Below are 17,002 nucleotides of genomic sequence, written 5' to 3' on the forward strand. Positions count from 1 at the left end.
CTACCAATAGGGTGATGGCGGCTTCCCGCCAAAAACCTCGGCGATGCGCCGCAGCGTTGCCGGCGTCGTGCCCTGGGGCAAACGGTCGAGCGGAAAGAAACCGGCCTCGGCGATCTCGCGGTCCGGCAGTTTCGGGGCTGTCTGGCTGAATTTTTCGATCAGGTACAGGCCGACATGGTCGCGGCGGCTGGCGCGGCGGTTGAAATGCATCGAGCGCAGCACCGGCGGAGCGGTCAGCGTGATATTGCCCTCTTCCGCCAGTTCGCGCGCCAGCGCTTCGGCCATCGTCTCGCCGATCTCGACTCCGCCACCGGGAAGCTGCCAGCCCGGCACATAGGTGTGGCGGATGAGGAAGAGGGAGTTGGATGCCGTTTCGTGGATGAGCCCGCGCACGCCAAGCGTCATTGGCCGCCGCAGCACAAAGTAGAGATGGAACAGCCTGGCTCGCAGCCCCGGCCAGCCGGTCTGGCGCAAAGTGCTCTCGGGATCGGTCGTCATCAGTCGCGAAACCGTGGGTGGAAAGCCGCGTGCGCGTCGCCTATGAAAGAGAAATGTTCAGGCTCGCACATATTTCCGATATCCATTTGGGGCCACTCCCTGAAGTAACCTATCGCGATCTCGCCTCCAAGCGGGTGCTGGGCTACGTCAACTGGCAGCGCAACCGCCGCCGGCACATGCACGATGCGGTGATCGACACCATCGTGGCCGATATCAAGGCCAGCGCGCCCGATCACCTCGCGGTTACCGGGGATCTCGTCAACCTGGCGCTCGATGGCGAGATCGAGATGGCCAAGCACTGGCTGGAGACGCTCGGCTCGCCGCATGACGTGTCGGTGGTGCCGGGAAATCATGACGCCTATGTGCCTGGCGCCTTCGACAAGGTGTGCCGGTCCTGGGCGGCATGGATGACGGGCGACGGCGTCAACAGTCCGGTCGATCGCAATTCGTTTCCCTATCTGCGCGTGCGCGGCAATGTCGCGTTGATCGGCATCACCACGGCGCGTGCCACGGCACCCTTCATGGCCAACGGCTTCTTCATGGAAGGCCAGGCCGAGCGGCTGCGCAAAATACTCGATGCGACGGCGAAGCAAGGATTGTTCCGTGCGATCATGATCCATCATCCGCCGGTGCGGGGCGCCGTCCCGCAGCACAAGCGGCTGTTCGGCATCGCCCGCTTCCACAAAATCATTCGCCGGCACGGTGCCGAGCTCGTCCTGCATGGCCATTCACATCTGCCGTCGCTGTTTCAGATCGGCCCGCGCGACTCCAAGGTCCCGGTGGTTGGCGTCGCCGCGGCCGGCCAGGCTCCCGGCGGCAAGCCTCCGGCGGCGCAGTACAATCTGTTCGACATAGACGGTGAAAAAGGCGATTGGCGCATCCGCCTGACGCGGCGCGGCTTGACGGGGCCGGCGATACCACCTTCGGATCTGCAGACGCTCGAGCTCGGGGCGCAACCGGCTATGGCCGCAAGCTGAGCCCCAGCGCCACGATACGGTCCCAGAACAGCACGATCGAAACCGCCAGTCCCACCAGCGCGCCTGCGGCGATCAGGCCAAGGCCGGACAGGACGGCCGACCAGCCCTTGCTGCGCGGTGGCGATCGCAAAGGCGGCTCGGCTTCCGGCACCACGTGCCGCTTCATCCCGGGAACGGCAGCCTCGACGCCACCCTCCATCATTCTCTGACGTTCGACGATCCGCTCGGCGACATAGCGCGTCACGGAATCGGCAACCGGCTTCATCTCGCTCGATTCGGCCAGCACCACACGGCCGATGCGGGTGTCCTTCAGGAAACGGTAGGTGCGGCGGTCGCGCCCCATGGCGACATGGCTGACGGCGTCGATCCACAGGCGCGGCTGCAGACCGGACGAGACGACGAAGTCGAAACTGTCCATGTCGGCGGGAACGTCGGCAAAAACGGGCGCGAGTTCGGTGGCAAGAAGGTCGAGCCGCATGCGATGCGCCTCGCGCATGTCGACGACGACGTCGTCGCGATCGGCAAAGGCATTCTTTACATCGCGAATGGCATCGGACAATTTTCTCGACGGGTCGATGATCTTTTCGCCTGCATCCTTCATGGGCGTGGCCTCGCGGGTTTGGTTAACATGGAGTTAACACAGCCGCCGGCAAAATGCACTGGCGAGATCAATGCATCAAGGGTCGCCGTTGGCGGCGCAGACGGAAGAAGTCAGCTGGCCGCGGCGGACAGTTTCACCCGTTGCGGCCCGACGCGGCGATTGCTGTTGCGGCGAATGATCTCGGCGATCAGGTCGGGCGCTTCCTCGGCCAGCATATGGCCGGCCTCCAGCACATGGTGCACATGGAAGCGCTCCGGTGGGTCATCCACTTGGGTAAAGGGTAGAACGGCGTCATCCGATCCCCACGCCACCATCACCGGCATGTTCAGCGCATCGAGCCGCTCGCGCGGGATGACGCCCTGTCGATCGCTCCTGGTCATGGCGGCCGCGATCTCGACGAGCTTTTCGGTTTGTCCGGGGCGGCCGCGCATTTCGCACAGCAATTCGGCCATGCGACGCGAGGGCGCGGCTCGAGGGCCGGACATTTCGGCGAGGCAGGCCTGGACTTCGGCCAGGTCCTGCGCGCGGGCAAAGCGGCGCAACAACGGTCCATTGATTTCGGGGCCAAAACCGCCCGGCGCCAGGAGCGTCAGCGAGGCGACTTTTGCCGGCTCCGCCAACGCCATCAGCGCTGCAACCGCGCCGCCCATCGAATGGCCGACGAGGTGGACGCGCTTGATCGCGCGTGCGGAGAGGTCGGCAAGGATGGCGTTTGCCGCGACCTTGGCCGGTCCGGCCGACGGAAAGTCGAGCGACAGGCCGTGTCCCGGCAGATCATAGGCCAATGTGCGTACGGAAGGCGGCAGCAAGGAGATCACCTCGCGCCAGACATCGTGGCTGCCGCCAAAACCATGCAGCAGGACGATGGTCTTCGAACCCACACCCCGTTCGTCGGCATAAAGTGATGAAGTCATGAAAGATTGAGGCTTTATTCGAGAAGGCGCGATGGAAATGTGGCTGAATTGCTCCTAGTCCAGAGCGTTCGCCAGTAAAATTTTCGCGATTAGGCGATTGGCCGAACAGCGAGCCGGCTGCTGGTGGATGCCGCTCCCAAAAGCGACCTCGATTTGGGCGAACGACACGCACGAGCAAAAAGACCTAAGGCGTGTCGCATGAATCCGTTTCGACGCGAAACGCTTTTGGGCCTTTCATTATTCGATGGACTCGCTGTCCGCTTGAAGTCCTCATTTTCACGCAACTCCGGAAGGGAACCCGGCACTAGCTGCCCTGGAATGGCTCACATCTAGCTCGCGTTGAAGAGCCCGGCGGCACGCAAGGCGTCGACCAGCCGCTCGGTCAGATCGGCGGGATATTTTCTGTCGATGAAGGTTGCGCGCGGATTGGCGGCGAATTTCGGAAATTCGGTTATCAGCTCATCAAGCAGCCTGCGTGCCTGGTTGTCCCGACCGGCGATCTTGGCGCCGATCAGACGGGCGGCGAGATAGTGCGATTTCGCCGCAGTGGTTCTCAGAGCGCTGCTGGCTATCGCTGCCTTGCTGGTATCGCCCAGCATTAATTCTCCGGCGAAAAGCCCAAAGTCCCACCAGGTCGGGTGGCCGCTCGAGGCATCCACGGCATGCGCCAGAAGAGGTGTTCCTTCGGCGTACCGGCCGGCGAAAACCAGCCCGTAGCCATAGGCGGCGGCCATGGCGAGATCGTAGGGGTTAAGATCATGGGCCTTCCGCATCCATCGCAGGGCCTCGTCGGCATTGCCGAGGCGCGAATTGATGTAGCCGTAGGAGCGATGTGCGTACGGGCTGGTCGGCCCCATCTGCACGGCGCGATGGGCAAACGTCATCGCCTTCTCGATCGTTGCGTCCGGCGGATAGGCGTAGTGGTCGGTCACAGCCTCCAAATGCAATGAGGCGAGTTCCGAATAAACCAGTGACGATTTCGCGCCACTGTTGGCAAGGGCTTCGAGGCAACGATAGGCGGTCTCGTGAGTCCTGGCGTTCTGGTCGAGATAGTATTTGTCGTTGAGCAGCAGGCACTGCGTCAGGCCGGTCTCCGCGCCGGACTGCTCGATGTAATTGTAGATGGTGCCAGAAGCGGGAAGTGCCGCACTGAGAATGCCGGATATGCGATCCTCGACTACGGTTGGTGCGCTGTCGGCGGCGGTCAGGTTGCGCGACAACAGCACCCGTCCGGACGCCAAGCTTTGCAGTTCGATGGTAACGTCGCCCGCGTCTGGTCCAGGCAGGATATCGAAAATGAAACTCGTCGCATCGGCGACCGGATCGGCTTTGTCGGTGTTGCGACCGATGAAGTCGATCGTATCAAAGCCGCTCAGGCCGGCACGCAGCGATGCGGCGACGCGACTGGCATTGGGAGTGTTGGCCCTGAGGGCGATGTAGACGAGCGGCAGCGCTTCGACCATGGGCGACGGCGTGATGCTGCCGGTTTCGCCGGCGGTCTCGGACGTTGCCGGGATGTCGCCTCCCGCCAGCAAGGCACCGCCGCCCTGGCGCAGGATCAGAACGCCCAACATGGCGATAACCACGGCGATCGCGATCCAGAAGAACCTGAGATGGCGCGTCACCGAGAGGCCCGCCGCAGGAACCTGGCCGAGCAAGGCCGCCATGGGTGCGGCATCATCGGCGGCACCGGACTGTTCGGGCAGGCTGGCTGTCGGCTCTGCGTGACTGGCGGCTTCCGCTGCTTGCGGCAGGCGGATGGCATTGAGTTCGTAGGCCGGGACGTAACCGCCGCGCGGAATGGCTATGCGGACCGGCTCGGCAATGCCTTCATTGGCGAAATAATGTTGCAGCAGTTCGCGCAGGCGGCCCGCCTGCACCCGCACGACGGCATCGGTGGACGGATCGAAATCGCCGTCCTTGCCGAAAACATCCATGGCGATGGAAAAGCCCTTGAGCCTGTCGGCTTCCCCGGCCTGCTCGCGCTCGACGAGATAGCGAAGCAATTTGCGCGCGCGCTCGGATCTCCCGAACGTTTCGCTGGCAAGCAGTCGCTCCAGTGTCTCGCGCACTGCGGGGGCGGCAGGCGTGGCATGCTGCAAGTGTCGATCCTCTCGAAGTCGGCACAGGTTGAGGCGCGATCATATCGTTGCCGCACCACCGTACAAGCATACACGTATTATGCGATCGCGTACCACACCGGATAATTTCCCGGTGGTTAATGACACAAAAGTCGGGACCAATCGCTAAACGACGATGGTCCCGAATTCGTTCCAGGCCTGTATCAACCGGCTCTTTTGCCGATAATCCGGTTGGCGGCGGACACCACGGCCTCCAGCGAGGCAGCGACGATGTTGGTGTTGATGCCTGCGCCGAACAGCTTGCCGTCAGGATGTTCCATCTCGACATAGGAAATGGCCGAGGCGTTCGAACCGCGCTGCATCGAGTGCTCGGAATAGTCGAGCACCGACATATCGACGCCGACATGGCGCGACAGCGCATCGACGAAGCCGTCGATCGGGCCTGTGCCTGTGCCTGATATCGTCATCTCCTTGCCGTCGTCGATAATGACCGCCTCGACAACGCGCCGGCCCTTTACCTCGGTGTCCGGATAGGTGTGGTGATCGAGGAATTTCAGCCTGGCGCCCGGCTGGTCGACATAGGTATCGAGGAAGCGCTCATAGATGCGCCTGGCCGGCACTTCCTTGCCTTCGGCATCGGTGATCGCCTGGATTGCCTGGCTAAACTCGATCTGCAGGTTGCGCGGCAGGTTGAGCCCGTAATCCGCCTGCAGCACATAGGCGATGCCGCCCTTGCCGGACTGCGAGTTGATGCGGATGATGGCTTCGTAGCTGCGGCCGACGTCGGCCGGGTCAATCGGCAGATAGGGAACCTCCCACACTGGCGTGTTGGCCTTCTTCAGCGCCTTCATACCCTTGTTGATGGCATCCTGGTGCGAGCCGGAAAAGGCGGTGTAGACGAGTTCGCCCACATAGGGATGGCGCTCGGGAATCTTCAGCTGGTTCGAATATTCGTAGACATCCTTCATCCGGTTGATGTCGGAGCAGTCCAGCTTCGGATCGACGCCTTGCGTGTACATGTTGAGCGCCAGCGTGACGATGTCGACATTGCCGGTGCGCTCGCCATTGCCGAACAGCGTGCCTTCGACGCGATCGGCGCCGGCCATCAGGCCGAGCTCGGTGGTGGCGACGCCGGTGCCACGGTCATTATGCGGGTGCAGCGAAATGATCAGGTTCTCGCGCCTGTCGAGATTGCGGCACATCCACTCGATGCGGTCGGCATAGATATTGGGCGTCGACATCTCGACGGTCGACGGCAGGTTGATGATGAGTTTGTTGTCAGGCGTCGGCTTCACGATCTCGGTGACCGCGTTGCAGATCTCCAGCGCGACTTCGAGCTCGGTGCCGGTGAAGCTTTCGGGCGAGTATTCGAAACGGTAGCCGCCGCCGGAACTCGCTGCCATGTCGGTGATCATCTTGGCGGCATCGGTGGCGATGCGCTTGATGCCGGCAACGTCCTTCTCGAAGACGACGCGGCGCTGCAACTCGCTGGTCGAATTGTAGAAATGCACGATCGGGTTGGTGGCGCCTCTGAGCGCTTCGAAGGTGCGGGTGATCAGTTCGGGCCGGCACTGCACCAGCACCTGCAGCGAAACGTCGGCCGGTACGCTGCCCTCTTCGATGCACCAGCGGGCGAAGTCGAAATCGGTCTGCGAGGCCGAAGGGAAACCGATCTCGATCTCCTTGAAACCCATGTCGAGCAGCAGCGCGAACATGCGCGCCTTGCGTTCGTGGCCCATCGGGTCGATCAGCGCCTGGTTGCCGTCGCGCAGGTCGACCGAGCACCAGATTGGCGTCTTGTCGATCACTTTCGAGGGCCAGGTCCGGTCGGTGAGGCCGACGATTGGGTAGGGTTGGTACTTGCGGGCGGCGTCCGGCATGCCGCCGTTCTGCTGGCCCGCCGGGGCCTCGCTTACGCGGATTTCTTCTCGTGCGTTCATCGTCGTTTCTCCCGGCGACCCTCGAATCCGCCTTCAGGCGGATGGGTGGCGAGTGGCGCCTTTACCAGTTTTTCGTTCGCTTGATGTGACTGCCAAGGAGCATGCGCTTGCGCGGCGGCTCGACCGCCGGGCGCTCCTTCAGCGAACCCGGCGATCGCCGATAAGGCCGAGAAGAAGCAGCGTCGAGGCAAGCGCGCGCACGGTCTCGCCGGCAAAGCCGGTCTGACGGGAAGCGGTGGTGGCGCGCGTGTTCATGGCGGTTTTCATACAGGAGCGGCCAGCCGGAGGCAAGCCGTACCGAAAGCCATGCCGACAGTCGGGCGCGTGCCGGGCCACGTTCCGTCTGACGTCGTCGCCGACGTGCGTGCCCTTCCAACAGGCCGAGGCCGGACCTGGCCGCCAACGGGACGTAGCGGTTCAATATATAAGATGACCTATGTATTCAAGTTTCTGTGGAAACTTCGGAACGTCTATGGCATGCCGCTGCCGGCGCGGCCCTCCTGCGGCCGATTGCTTCAAACCGTTTCGAAAGACGCGAACGATGGACCAACTGCGAGCGCAAACCCGGATCAGCGATGCGGCGATCAGGTCGGTGATGGACCGGCTGCGCACCGAGCACAGCGAATTCGAGGTCGAGACCGGTGTTGCCGATCGATGGGAACTTCGCCTGTACTACGGTTCGCTGAGCGCGGCACTCGAGGGCGACTCCATGCTGATCCGCGTCTCGGCCGTAGACGAAACCTGCCTGTCCTACATGAAGATGACGGTCGCCGGCCACGTCGCGCAGCACCTTGGAACGACGAGCGGACTGCGCTGGCAAGGCGACGGCAGCGACACCGGCACCCCACTCTTCTTCCGCGAAATCACGGTTGTGTCGTCAACGCGGATTTCTCCGCATATGCAGCGCCTGCGCTTTGCAGGCGATGATCTTGGCCGGTTTACTCATGGCGGCCTGCACATCCGGCTGCTGCTGCCGCCGCGGGGCAGGCCGCCCGTTTGGCCCTCGATGGGCGCCGACGGCCTGCTTGTGTGGCCTGCCGGTGAGGATGCGCTCACCGTGCGCATCTACACGATCCGGGCGGTGGATCCGACAAGCGGTTGGCTCGATGTCGATTTCGTGCTGCACCCCGGCTATGACACGCCCGCCGCCACATTCGCGCAGAACGCGGTGGCGGGAGACGTCATCGGCATGATCGGGCCAAGCGGCGGCGAGACGCCGACGGCGCCGACCCTGCTGCTGGTCGGCGACGACACAGCGCTGCCGGCAATTGGCCGGATTCTGGAGGAACTGCGGCCGTCAACCCGCGTCGAGGCGCTCATCGAGGTCGATGGCCCGGACGACCGCATCGCGCTGGCGCAAGGCGACAACATCGAAATCACCTGGCTTTACCGGCACGACCGCGCGGCCGGCACCGCCGGCCTGCTGGCGGCCGCCCTGCGCGAGCGCAGCCACATGGCGCTTGCCGATAGCCTCTACGTCTGGGCCGGATGCGAGTTCACCGACTTCCGCGAGATCCGCAAGATCGTGCGCAAGGAGTGGGGCCTGGGCCGCGACCGGCACCTGGTAACGGCCTATTGGCGTCGCGACGCGCAGGCCGAGGGCGACGACGAGGATTAGGATCGATCCATAAGTATGCCGGCAGCCGGGGCGGAGCAGCCTATTCCTTCACCGCGCGCGCTACCAGCCGCGCGATGCTCGGGCCAACAAGCAGCACGATCAGGAAACGCGCCGACTGGAGCGCCATGATGAAGGAGATGTCGACGTTCTGGGCGGCGGCGGCGATGATGGCGACGCTGTCCATGCCGCCGGGGCTGGTCGCGAGATAGGCGGTCAGCGGATCGATGCCGAGCAGATGGCTGATCATGAAGGCGAGGCCGCCGCAAAAGGCGATCAGAGCCACGATCGAAGCGACGATCTGCGGCAGGGCACGTGTCGCATGGCGCAGGATCGGCCTTGTGAAGTTCAGCCCGATCGACCATCCGACCATGGCGTAACTGACAGCCAGCAGCCAAGGCGGCAATTGCATCGGCACGCCGAGGCCAAGGTGGATCACCGCGCCGAAGATGAAGGTGCCCAGAAAGGAGGGCGAAGGCAACCGGCAAAGCCTTCCCGCCAGCCCGCCGACCAGCGCGATGCCAATGGTTGCTGCTAAGGCTTGGGCATCGATCGGCGGAAACCAGATAATCGGCGGGATTTCGACGCCTGACGTGTCGACCCACATCTTGGCGACAATGGCCGCCGTCATCGAGACGAAGATGACACGCAGATACTGCATGAAGGCGACGAGGCGCTGGTCGGCGCCGAAGGCGCCGGCCATCAGCACCATTGCGGTGGCGGCGCCTGGGGAGGATCCCCAGACGGCGGTCGTGCCGGGCAGGATGCGCCACCGGCTGATCAGCCAGCCGAGCAGGCTGGACGCCGTGACGGTGGCTGTCACTGCGCCGAGGAACAGCGGCCATTCGGCATAGAAGACGCGAAAAATGTCGGCCGAGATCGAAGCGGCGATGAGGCAGCCGACGATCGCCTGGGCGGAGCCGAACAGAAGCCGCGGCACGCGCACGGTAGCGCCGTTGGTGCCGGCGACGATAGCCGCCAGCATCGGCCCGATGAGCAGCGCCGCCGGCAGCGCGGCCAGTTCGAGCGCACCGGCAAACAGCACGGAAATGACGAGGAGGGCCAGCCATTGCCAAGGCTTGCGCATGCGCGCCATGCGCTCGACGGCCGGCTGGCCAGGAGACGGCTGCTTGGGCGAGGAATCCATGTTCTGGTCTTAGACTGAGCGGTAAGGGATGCGAACCCCCGCTGCATCGAAAAGCGATCGCCTCAGATGTCTGTGCCGAACAGTTGCTCGATTTCTCCACCGCTCATGCGATCGAAACGGTCGGACACCGAAAACTGACCAGCCATAAAGCCAACCCGTCGCGATTGTACCGGCACCGATTGATCCATAGGAATGACCTTGACCAATGACTTGCCAGCCTTGGCGATAATGAAAGGTTCGCCGTTGGCGGCTCGCTGAACGAGACGTGAAAGATTGGCCTTCGCATCGCTAATGTTTACGATCTGCGTCGAGTCGTCCACCCGGATCAGCCCGTCTTGTCGTCAGCCAATCCAAAGCCGCCGACGGGGTTGGTTTCCACCTGGAACTCGAAGCCGGCGATGAAGGGCCTCGCCTTGGCGATGGCCGCCTGGACTTCGGGAAGCTGCAGCGAGGCTTTGTGGCTTGCCTGGTCAGTCCACACTTCTGTGACCCAGATGGCATCGGCATCGGCCGGGTCGGTGGCAACGATATAGCTCAGGCAGCCGGGCAGGGCGCCGGTGCTGGCGCGCAGGACGTCCATGACAGCGTCGCGCTGGCCGCGGGCCGCCCGCATCTTGCCGATCAGACCGTACATCCCTTCGTCTCCCTTCAGCGTTTTCGACAAGAGTATACCGTTCGTCAGTATGCAGGTCGCGGCTCAAGGCATCAACTGGCCACCATTCACCTCGATCACCTGGCCGGTGATGTAGCCGCTCAACAGATCGGAGGAGAGGAACAGATAAGCACCGACGCAATCTTCAGCCGTGCCGGCGCGCCCCTGCGGAATGGTGGCAACCATGCCCCTGATCTGCTCTTCGGTCGAGTAGCGTTCGTGGAACGGCGTGAGAATGGTGCCGGGTGCCACCGCGTTGACGCGAATGCCGAAGCCGATCAGTTCCTTGGCCATGCCGCGCGTGACGTTGGAGACGAAAGCCTTGGCCGAGCCGTAAAGCCCGGCGCCACCGCCGGCGCCGTTGCGGGCGGCGATCGAGGAGGTGTTGACGATGAAGCCGCCTTGTCTCTTCAGCCACGGCATCGCCTTGCGCGAGGCGGTCAGCACCGAACGCGCGTTGAGATCCATCACCGCGTCGTAATGCGCCTCTGTCTGCTCGGCGTAGGGCACGCGGCCGAGCATGCCGCCGGCATTGTTGACCAGCCCGTCGAGGCGGCCGAAATGTTGCGCGCTGTCCTCGACGACACGCTCGACATCGGCGGCCAGCGAAAAGTCGCCCTGGACGAGAAGCACCTCGCCGCCACTGTCGCGAATGGCCTCGCCAAGCTTCTCGGCGGCGTCACGGCTGGAATTGTAGTGCAGTGCGACCAGACATTTCTGCGCCGCATAAGCCAAGGCGAGCGCCGCGCCGATGCCGGTCGAGGCGCCGGTGACCAGCACCGCCTTGCCGGCGAGATCGGGAATGACAAGCCCGAGGGGAGTGGTCGTCGCTGGCACTGTCGTTCCTCCGGGATTTTCGCGGTTCTTCGCGGGGTCTTGCCACCCTTGCATTCAGTCCATGCGGCTTCAAGGCCTGAGATAGGCATAGCCCTGGCTTTGCAGCTCGGCGAGCTTGACGACGCCGCCGCTGTCGGCCGCGTGAAAACCGTCGAGCAGGTCGGCGAGCGAAATATCCATGCCGTGCATGGTGTTAGCGCAGGCATGCGGATCGAGCCCTTGCTGGACGAGACCGGTGAAACGACCGGAGATCGCCGCCGATATGCCCTTCGACTTGAAACCGGCAAGAGCCGGACCATGGACGACCAGCGCGATATCGACATTGCCGCCGGTGCCTTCGTAATGGTTCTTGATGTTGCCCAGCACGAAATTGACCTTGTCGAGGTCACTGAGATGATAGGCGACCTTCAATCTCGTGGCCTCGGTGGCCGCGGCTTGCGCCACCCGCAGTCCAATCAGCGTGCCGGCTCCGACGAGAATCGCGCGGAACATGTCGCGTCGACGCATGGCGATGGTTCCCCCCGGGTTGACAGATGGCCGCGAATTGCGTGGCCGCGACGCCGAGTGTAGCATAAATCGGCGTCGCGTCCTGCCGATGCGGAGGGTCACATGGCGTTCGAACAGAAACTGGCAAGCGTCCTGTCCGGAGCGGCCTTGTTGAGCCTGCTGGGCGCGACGGCTTTCGCCGACGAGGCGGCCAAGCTCACCGAACTCAGTCCCAACGGTCAGGACGCCTGTTTCGGCCGCATCTACGATGCCAACCACCTCAAGGCGCATCCGGAGCAGAAGGTGGCCCGGATCTTCTTCTACTACGGCCATGATCCGGTCAGCAGGCCGAACGAGGAACCGGCCGCGAATGCCGGCACGTCCTACAATGGCTTCGTCACCACCACGGTGCGTGGCGCCAAGGCTCCGGAATGGGCCGGCGGCTGGTGTAGTCACCAATCCGAGGATGGCGCATCAAACCTGATCCATTGCGGCATGGAATGCGACCGCACGCTGGCGTCGCTGAAAGTCGACCACAAGGGCCGGCTGATCCTTTCGGACCTGCAGCCCGATGTCTATCTCGATGCCGGTTCCGAGGAGGAACTCGGCACGACTGAATACAACAGGCAGGCGCTGGGGTCGCGGGACGACAATTTCCGTCTCGACCCGATGCCGGCAGCGACCTGCAAGGCGGAGTTCGCCCGCATCGACCCGATCGACCCAGCGATGGGTCCGCCGCTGCGCGACCGGCTGAAGCCCGACCAGGCCTTCTGCTACGGACGCGACTACGATGCCGCGCATTTCGGTTCGCATCCCGACCAACTGACGCAGTCGATCCGCGTGTTCCGTGGGCCGGTCGAACTGGCTTCATTCGCGGCGGGCGGCGACCTTGCCAATTGGCCTGACGGCGCCGACATCGCCGTTTCGGTCACGACGCGGCAACAGTCGGGCAAGGTCACGCAGGTCTATTCCTGCCAGGGCGAGGCCGACCAGTGGCGCTGCGCGGCGAGTTCGAAGATGAGCGATTTCTCCTGCGATATCACGCAGAAGGAGATTTTCCTCAAGCGCGGCGCCAATGGCATGATGATGCTGGCCAATCCCAACAACAGCCTGGCGATCGTCGATTTCTGTTCACAGGCAGCCGACGGCAAGACGAAGTCGGACGATAAGATCTACCGGCTGGAACCGATGCCGCAATCGGCTTGCGCGCCTTGAGCGGAGCCCTGTTTAGGTCAGCGCGAAGGGATATATCTTTGCTATATCTCATTTGAGGATAGCACGATGGACAAAGCAAAAGTGTTCTGGTCAGGCAGATCCCAAGCCGTGCGCCTGCCGAAGGAGTTCCGTTTCGACACAGAGGAGGTCTCGATACGCCGTCACGGGCAAACCGTCATCTTGGAACCGCTTGCGCAGGACTGGGCGTGGCTCGACCAAGTGATTGGACCGCTTGATAATGATTTCGCAGAGGCAGCGCTGGAACGTCAGGACGGGCAGGATCGAGCTGCCTTGGGCGACGTCTTCAAGTGATCTACCTGCTCGACACCAATGCCGTCATCGCGGTCATGAAGGGCGATGAGGGTCTGCTTGCCTGCTGAAACGGCATAGGCCGCAGGACTTTGCCGTCTCGCCTATCGTCGTGCACGAACTGTACTATGGTGCTGAAAAGAGCTAGCGACGGGTCGAAAATTTGGCGCGTATCGAGGCTCTGCAGTTTCCTGTGCTCGAATTCGATCGGGAAGACGCGAGACATGCCGGAGAAATTCGGGCAACGCTTGCCACATTGGGAACTCCAATTGGTCCCTACGATGCGTTGATTGGTGGGCAGGCGCGCGCGCGATCTTACGCTGATGACCCGCAATGTCCGGGAATTCGAGCGGATCAAAGCTCTGTCAATCGAGACGTGGTGAACTGCCTCACGCGAACGGCACCGCCGTCGTGCCCTTCGGCAGCTTGGCCTCATCATCGGGCTCGACATGGATGGTGACGCGCACGGAAGGGATTTCCGCCTGCAGCGCATCCTCGATGCGGTCGCAGATGACATGGCTGGCGCCGACCGACATGTCGGCATCGACGACGAGATGGAATTCGATGAAGGTGGCGCGGCCGGCGATGCGTGTCTTGAGGTCGTGCACTTCGAGCGCGCCTTTGCAATTGGCCGAAATGATGTCGCGGATGCGCATATGCTCCTGGGTGTCGACTGCGCGGTCCATCAGCCCGTTCATCGACGAGCCGATAACATGCCAGCCCTGCCAAAGAATGTTGAGCGCGACGATCACGGCCAGCGCCGGATCGAGGATCTGCCATCCGGTCAGCACCGCGCCGACAAGGCCGGCGAAGACGCCGACCGAGGTCACGACGTCGGTCATGATGTGTTGGCCGTCGGCGACCAGTGCCGGCGATCTTGCGTTGCGCCCTGTACGGATCAGCGCCCAGGCCCAGAAGGCGTTTATGACCGTCGCCACACCGTTGACGGCAAGCCCTTCCCAAGGCTGCTGGAGCGGGACGGGGTGGAGCCAGGATTGCCAGACCTCGTTCAGGATCAGGAGTGCCGCGACCACGATCAGCACGCCTTCCAGGACGGCCGAGAAATACTCGGCCTTGTGGTGGCCGAACGGATGGTCCTGGTCGGCAGGCTTGTAGCTGACCTGGATCGCCCAGAACGCGGCGGCCGAGGCGATGACGTTGACGATCGATTCCAGCGCGTCCGAATAGAGTGCGACGGAACCGGTGATGTACCAGGCGGCAAGCTTGAGTGCGAGCACCACACAAGCGACGACGATCGACCAGAAGGCAAGCCTTGCGACCTTGCGCCTGGTCGCGGCCTTCGCCGCGACCGCCATCGTGTCCCGCGTTTCGACCATCGTCTCTATGCGGCCTTGTCCTTGGCCTTGCGCGGCAGGTGGGCGACGATGTTCTCGATGATGCGCATGCCGGCATTGTGGCCGAGCGTCATGATCGATTCCGGATGGAATTGCACCGCGGCGATCGGCTCCTTGCGGTGCTCGAAGGCCATGATGACGCCGTCTTCGGTCTCGGCGGTGACCACGAAATCGTCGGGTAGCCGCACCGGATCGGCGAAGATCGAATGGTAACGGCCGACGGTGACTTCCTTGGGCAGGCCGGAGAAGATGATGCCGGGCTTGGAGACGCGAATGCGCGACGGCTTGCCGTGCATCGGCACATGCAGCTGCCGCAATTCGCCGCCATAGGCCTCGGCCAGCGCCTGCAGGCCGAGGCAGACGCCGAAGATCGGCAGCTCGCGGGCGCGCGCTCGTCCGATGGTGGCGGCGCAGTCGAAATCCTTGGGCGTGCCGGGACCAGGCGACAGCACGACGAGATCCGGCTTCAGCCGGTCGAAAACTTCTTCCGGCACGGGGGTGCGCACGGTCGAGACATTGGCGCCGGTCTGGCGGAAGTAATTGGCCAGCGTGTGGACGAAGCTGTCTTCATGGTCGACGAGCAGGATGTTGACGCCGTCGCCGACGCGCGCGGTGGTGCGCTCGGTGCTGGCGGCATTGCCCGTCTTGGCGTCGCGGATGGCGGAGAGCATGGCGGAGGCCTTCAGTTCGGTTTCGGCTTCTTCTTCCTCGGGAATGCTGTCGAACAGTAATGTGGCGCCGGCACGCACCTCGGCAATGCCGTCCTTGATGCGGATGGTGCGCAGTGTCAGCCCGGTGTTCATATCACCGTTGAAATTGACCATGCCGATGGCGCCGCCATACCAGGCGCGCGGGCTCTTCTCGTTCTGCTCGATGAAGCGCATGGCCCATAGTTTCGGCGCGCCGGTAACGGTCACCGCCCAGGCGTGCGAGAGAAACGCGTCGAAGGCGTCCATGCCTTCGCGCAGCCTGCCCTCGATATGGTCAACCGTATGGATAAGCCGCGAATACATCTCGATCTGGCGGCGGCCGATGACGCGCACCGAACCCGGCTCGCAGACGCGCGACTTGTCGTTGCGGTCGACATCCGAGCACATTGTGAGCTCGGATTCATCCTTCTTGGAATTGAGCAGCTTCAGGATCTGCTCTGAGTCGGAAATGGCGTCGTCGCCACGCTTGATCGTGCCCGAGATCGGGCAGGTCTCGACACGACGGCCGTTGACGCGCACGAACATTTCGGGCGAAGCGCCGATCAGGTATTCGCCTTCACCCAGATTGATGAAGAAGGAATAGGGCGAGGGGTTGATTGACTTCAGCTTGCGCGAAATCTCGGAGGGCTGGGTCTCGCAGCGTTCGTAGAACATCTGCCCGGGTACGACCTCGAACAGGTCACCGCGCTTGAAGCTGTCCATCGCGCGGCGCACAAGATTGGCGTATTCGCCGGGTTCATGGTCGCCGCGCGGCGGGATACGGTCGGCGGTCTTGAACGGCTCGGCGATCTCGTCGCGCGGCAGGCCTTCGGTCGAAAAACCCTTGCCGGCGTAGTCATATCGATCGGTCCAGGCCTTGGCCGAATAATGATCGACGACCAGGATCTCGTCGGGCAGGAACAGCACGAGATCGCGCTGGCTTGGCTTGCGTTCGAGCTTGTAGTCGACCGGATCGAACTGGAAGGCGAGGTCGTAGCCGAAGGCGCCGTAAAGGCCGAGATTGGCGTCTTCGGCGGTCTTGAACAAGGCGGTAATGGCGCGCAGAACCGTGAAGACGGAAGGAACGCGGCTGCGCTCTTCTTCGGTGAAGACACGGCCCGGTTTGGCGACGTCGAGGCGGATCAGCTTTTTCGACGCCTCGGCGATCGTGATCTCGGGCAGATCGCCGAGCGTCTTGATGATGACCGGCAGAAGCACCTCGCCCCGGCGGTTCAGCGCCTCGATGCGCATGGACCGGCCACGCGCCGAGATCACCAAAGGCGGGTCGATGATGGCGGTGTCCCAACGCGTATAGCGGCCGGGATATTCATAGTTCGAAGAAAACACCGCGCCCCGGCGCGCATTCAGCCCGTCAACATAGGCGTCGATGGCGCCTTCATAGGGCCGGTCGTGGCGCTCGCGGGTGATGGTGATGCCACCCCCGGTCACAAAACTCTCTGCGCCGTTGTCCAGAACCTTCATCGTCATTGCCGTCTCCATCAGCTTCTTGGGCAACGGACCCGGGAATGGCTTGGAAAAAACAAATGGCCGCCCGGACATTCCGCTGCGGCCACCCTCTCTTTTCACGCGCACGCGTTCGAACAGGCCGCTGTCAGCAGGCCCACCACCAAACGGTCTTGATCGAACGCATGTTCATGACGATTCCCATAGCGGCGATTGAGCGAC

General features: G+C 63.1%; 16 protein-coding genes and 1 pseudogene. 5 read left to right on the top strand and 12 right to left on the bottom strand.

Annotation, left to right across the window (positions count from 1 at the left end; genetic code table 11):
- On the bottom strand, positions 1-498 hold the full coding sequence (locus FJ426_RS11350; protein ID WP_140496092.1) for an NUDIX domain-containing protein: 498 nt from the start codon (positions 496-498) through the stop codon (positions 1-3).
- A gap of 53 nt (positions 499-551) precedes the next feature.
- On the opposite strand from FJ426_RS11350, the gene FJ426_RS11355 reads away from it, so the two are divergent.
- Positions 552-1,475 carry a metallophosphoesterase gene (locus FJ426_RS11355; RefSeq protein ID WP_140524942.1) on the top strand — a complete coding sequence of 308 codons (924 nt, stop codon included), beginning with the start codon at positions 552-554 and terminating at the stop codon, positions 1,473-1,475.
- On the opposite strand, the gene FJ426_RS11360 is transcribed toward FJ426_RS11355, so the two are convergent.
- The 4 genes from FJ426_RS11360 to leuA all read right to left on the bottom strand — a co-directional run bounded on the left by FJ426_RS11360 (position 1,459) and on the right by leuA (position 7,011).
- On the bottom strand, positions 1,459-2,076 hold the full coding sequence (locus tag FJ426_RS11360; protein ID WP_140496090.1) for a hypothetical protein: 618 nt from the start codon (positions 2,074-2,076) through the stop codon (positions 1,459-1,461). The genes FJ426_RS11355 and FJ426_RS11360 overlap by 17 nt on opposite strands.
- 110 nt (positions 2,077-2,186) lie before the next feature.
- Positions 2,187-2,990 (bottom strand): alpha/beta fold hydrolase, encoded by an 804-nt coding sequence (locus FJ426_RS11365; RefSeq protein ID WP_140518309.1) that lies wholly within the window; start codon positions 2,988-2,990, stop codon positions 2,187-2,189.
- Between the two features lie 329 nt (positions 2,991-3,319).
- Positions 3,320-5,092, bottom strand: coding sequence for a hypothetical protein (locus tag FJ426_RS11370; RefSeq protein ID WP_140496088.1), 1,773 nt, complete (start codon positions 5,090-5,092; stop codon positions 3,320-3,322).
- 182 nt (positions 5,093-5,274) lie between these two features.
- Positions 5,275-7,011, bottom strand: coding sequence for a 2-isopropylmalate synthase (leuA, locus tag FJ426_RS11375; RefSeq protein WP_140561435.1), 1,737 nt, complete (start codon positions 7,009-7,011; stop codon positions 5,275-5,277).
- Positions 7,012-7,552: 541 nt separating this feature from the next.
- On the opposite strand from leuA, the gene FJ426_RS11385 reads away from it, so the two are divergent.
- On the top strand, positions 7,553-8,629 hold the full coding sequence (locus tag FJ426_RS11385) for a siderophore-interacting protein (protein ID WP_140496086.1): 1,077 nt from the start codon (positions 7,553-7,555) through the stop codon (positions 8,627-8,629).
- A gap of 40 nt (positions 8,630-8,669) precedes the next feature.
- Here FJ426_RS11385 and FJ426_RS11390 read toward each other — a convergent pair whose 3' ends face one another.
- The 5 genes from FJ426_RS11390 to FJ426_RS11410 all read right to left on the bottom strand — a co-directional run bounded on the left by FJ426_RS11390 (position 8,670) and on the right by FJ426_RS11410 (position 11,769).
- Positions 8,670-9,773, bottom strand: a complete 1,104-nt coding sequence (locus tag FJ426_RS11390) for an AbrB family transcriptional regulator (RefSeq protein ID WP_140496085.1) — start codon at positions 9,771-9,773, stop codon at positions 8,670-8,672.
- A 62-nt stretch (positions 9,774-9,835) separates the two neighbouring features.
- Complete coding sequence (locus tag FJ426_RS11395) at positions 9,836-10,093, bottom strand: type II toxin-antitoxin system prevent-host-death family antitoxin (protein WP_140496084.1); 258 nt, start codon at positions 10,091-10,093, stop codon at positions 9,836-9,838.
- Positions 10,094-10,098: 5 nt separating this feature from the next.
- A complete protein-coding gene (locus FJ426_RS11400) occupies positions 10,099-10,407 on the bottom strand; it encodes a putative quinol monooxygenase (protein WP_140496083.1) in 309 nt (102 codons plus the stop codon).
- A 63-nt stretch (positions 10,408-10,470) separates the two neighbouring features.
- Positions 10,471-11,262, bottom strand: a complete 792-nt coding sequence (locus tag FJ426_RS11405; protein ID WP_140496082.1) for an SDR family oxidoreductase — start codon at positions 11,260-11,262, stop codon at positions 10,471-10,473.
- 69 nt (positions 11,263-11,331) lie between these two features.
- The gene (locus FJ426_RS11410) at positions 11,332-11,769 is read right to left on the bottom strand and encodes a DsrE family protein (protein ID WP_140524937.1); all 438 of its coding nucleotides are present in this window, start codon (positions 11,767-11,769) and stop codon (positions 11,332-11,334) included.
- Between the two features lie 102 nt (positions 11,770-11,871).
- Here FJ426_RS11410 and FJ426_RS11415 point away from each other — a divergent pair, with 102 nt between their 5' ends.
- The 3 genes and pseudogenes from FJ426_RS11415 to FJ426_RS31800 all read left to right on the top strand — a co-directional run bounded on the left by FJ426_RS11415 (position 11,872) and on the right by FJ426_RS31800 (position 13,655).
- Positions 11,872-12,963 carry a hypothetical protein gene (locus FJ426_RS11415; RefSeq protein ID WP_140561432.1) on the top strand — a complete coding sequence of 364 codons (1,092 nt, stop codon included), beginning with the start codon at positions 11,872-11,874 and terminating at the stop codon, positions 12,961-12,963.
- Positions 12,964-13,029: 66 nt separating this feature from the next.
- Positions 13,030-13,275 carry a type II toxin-antitoxin system VapB family antitoxin gene (vapB, locus tag FJ426_RS11420; protein ID WP_140561430.1) on the top strand — a complete coding sequence of 82 codons (246 nt, stop codon included), beginning with the start codon at positions 13,030-13,032 and terminating at the stop codon, positions 13,273-13,275.
- A pseudogene (locus FJ426_RS31800) lies at positions 13,272-13,655 on the top strand (type II toxin-antitoxin system VapC family toxin). Before vapB ends, FJ426_RS31800 begins: the two are co-directional and overlap by 4 nt.
- A 6-nt stretch (positions 13,656-13,661) precedes the next feature.
- Here the strand turns inward: FJ426_RS31800 and FJ426_RS11430 are convergent.
- A complete protein-coding gene (locus FJ426_RS11430) occupies positions 13,662-14,609 on the bottom strand; it encodes a cation diffusion facilitator family transporter (protein ID WP_140561428.1) in 948 nt (315 codons plus the stop codon).
- 5 nt (positions 14,610-14,614) lie between these two features.
- Positions 14,615-16,804 carry an anthranilate synthase gene (locus tag FJ426_RS11435; protein WP_140561426.1) on the bottom strand — a complete coding sequence of 730 codons (2,190 nt, stop codon included), beginning with the start codon at positions 16,802-16,804 and terminating at the stop codon, positions 14,615-14,617.
- Positions 16,805-17,002 lie beyond the last annotated feature (198 nt).

Origin of the sequence: Mesorhizobium sp. B2-6-4 (genome assembly GCF_006441495.1) — a bacterium.
Lineage (GTDB): Bacteria > Pseudomonadota > Alphaproteobacteria > Rhizobiales > Rhizobiaceae > Mesorhizobium.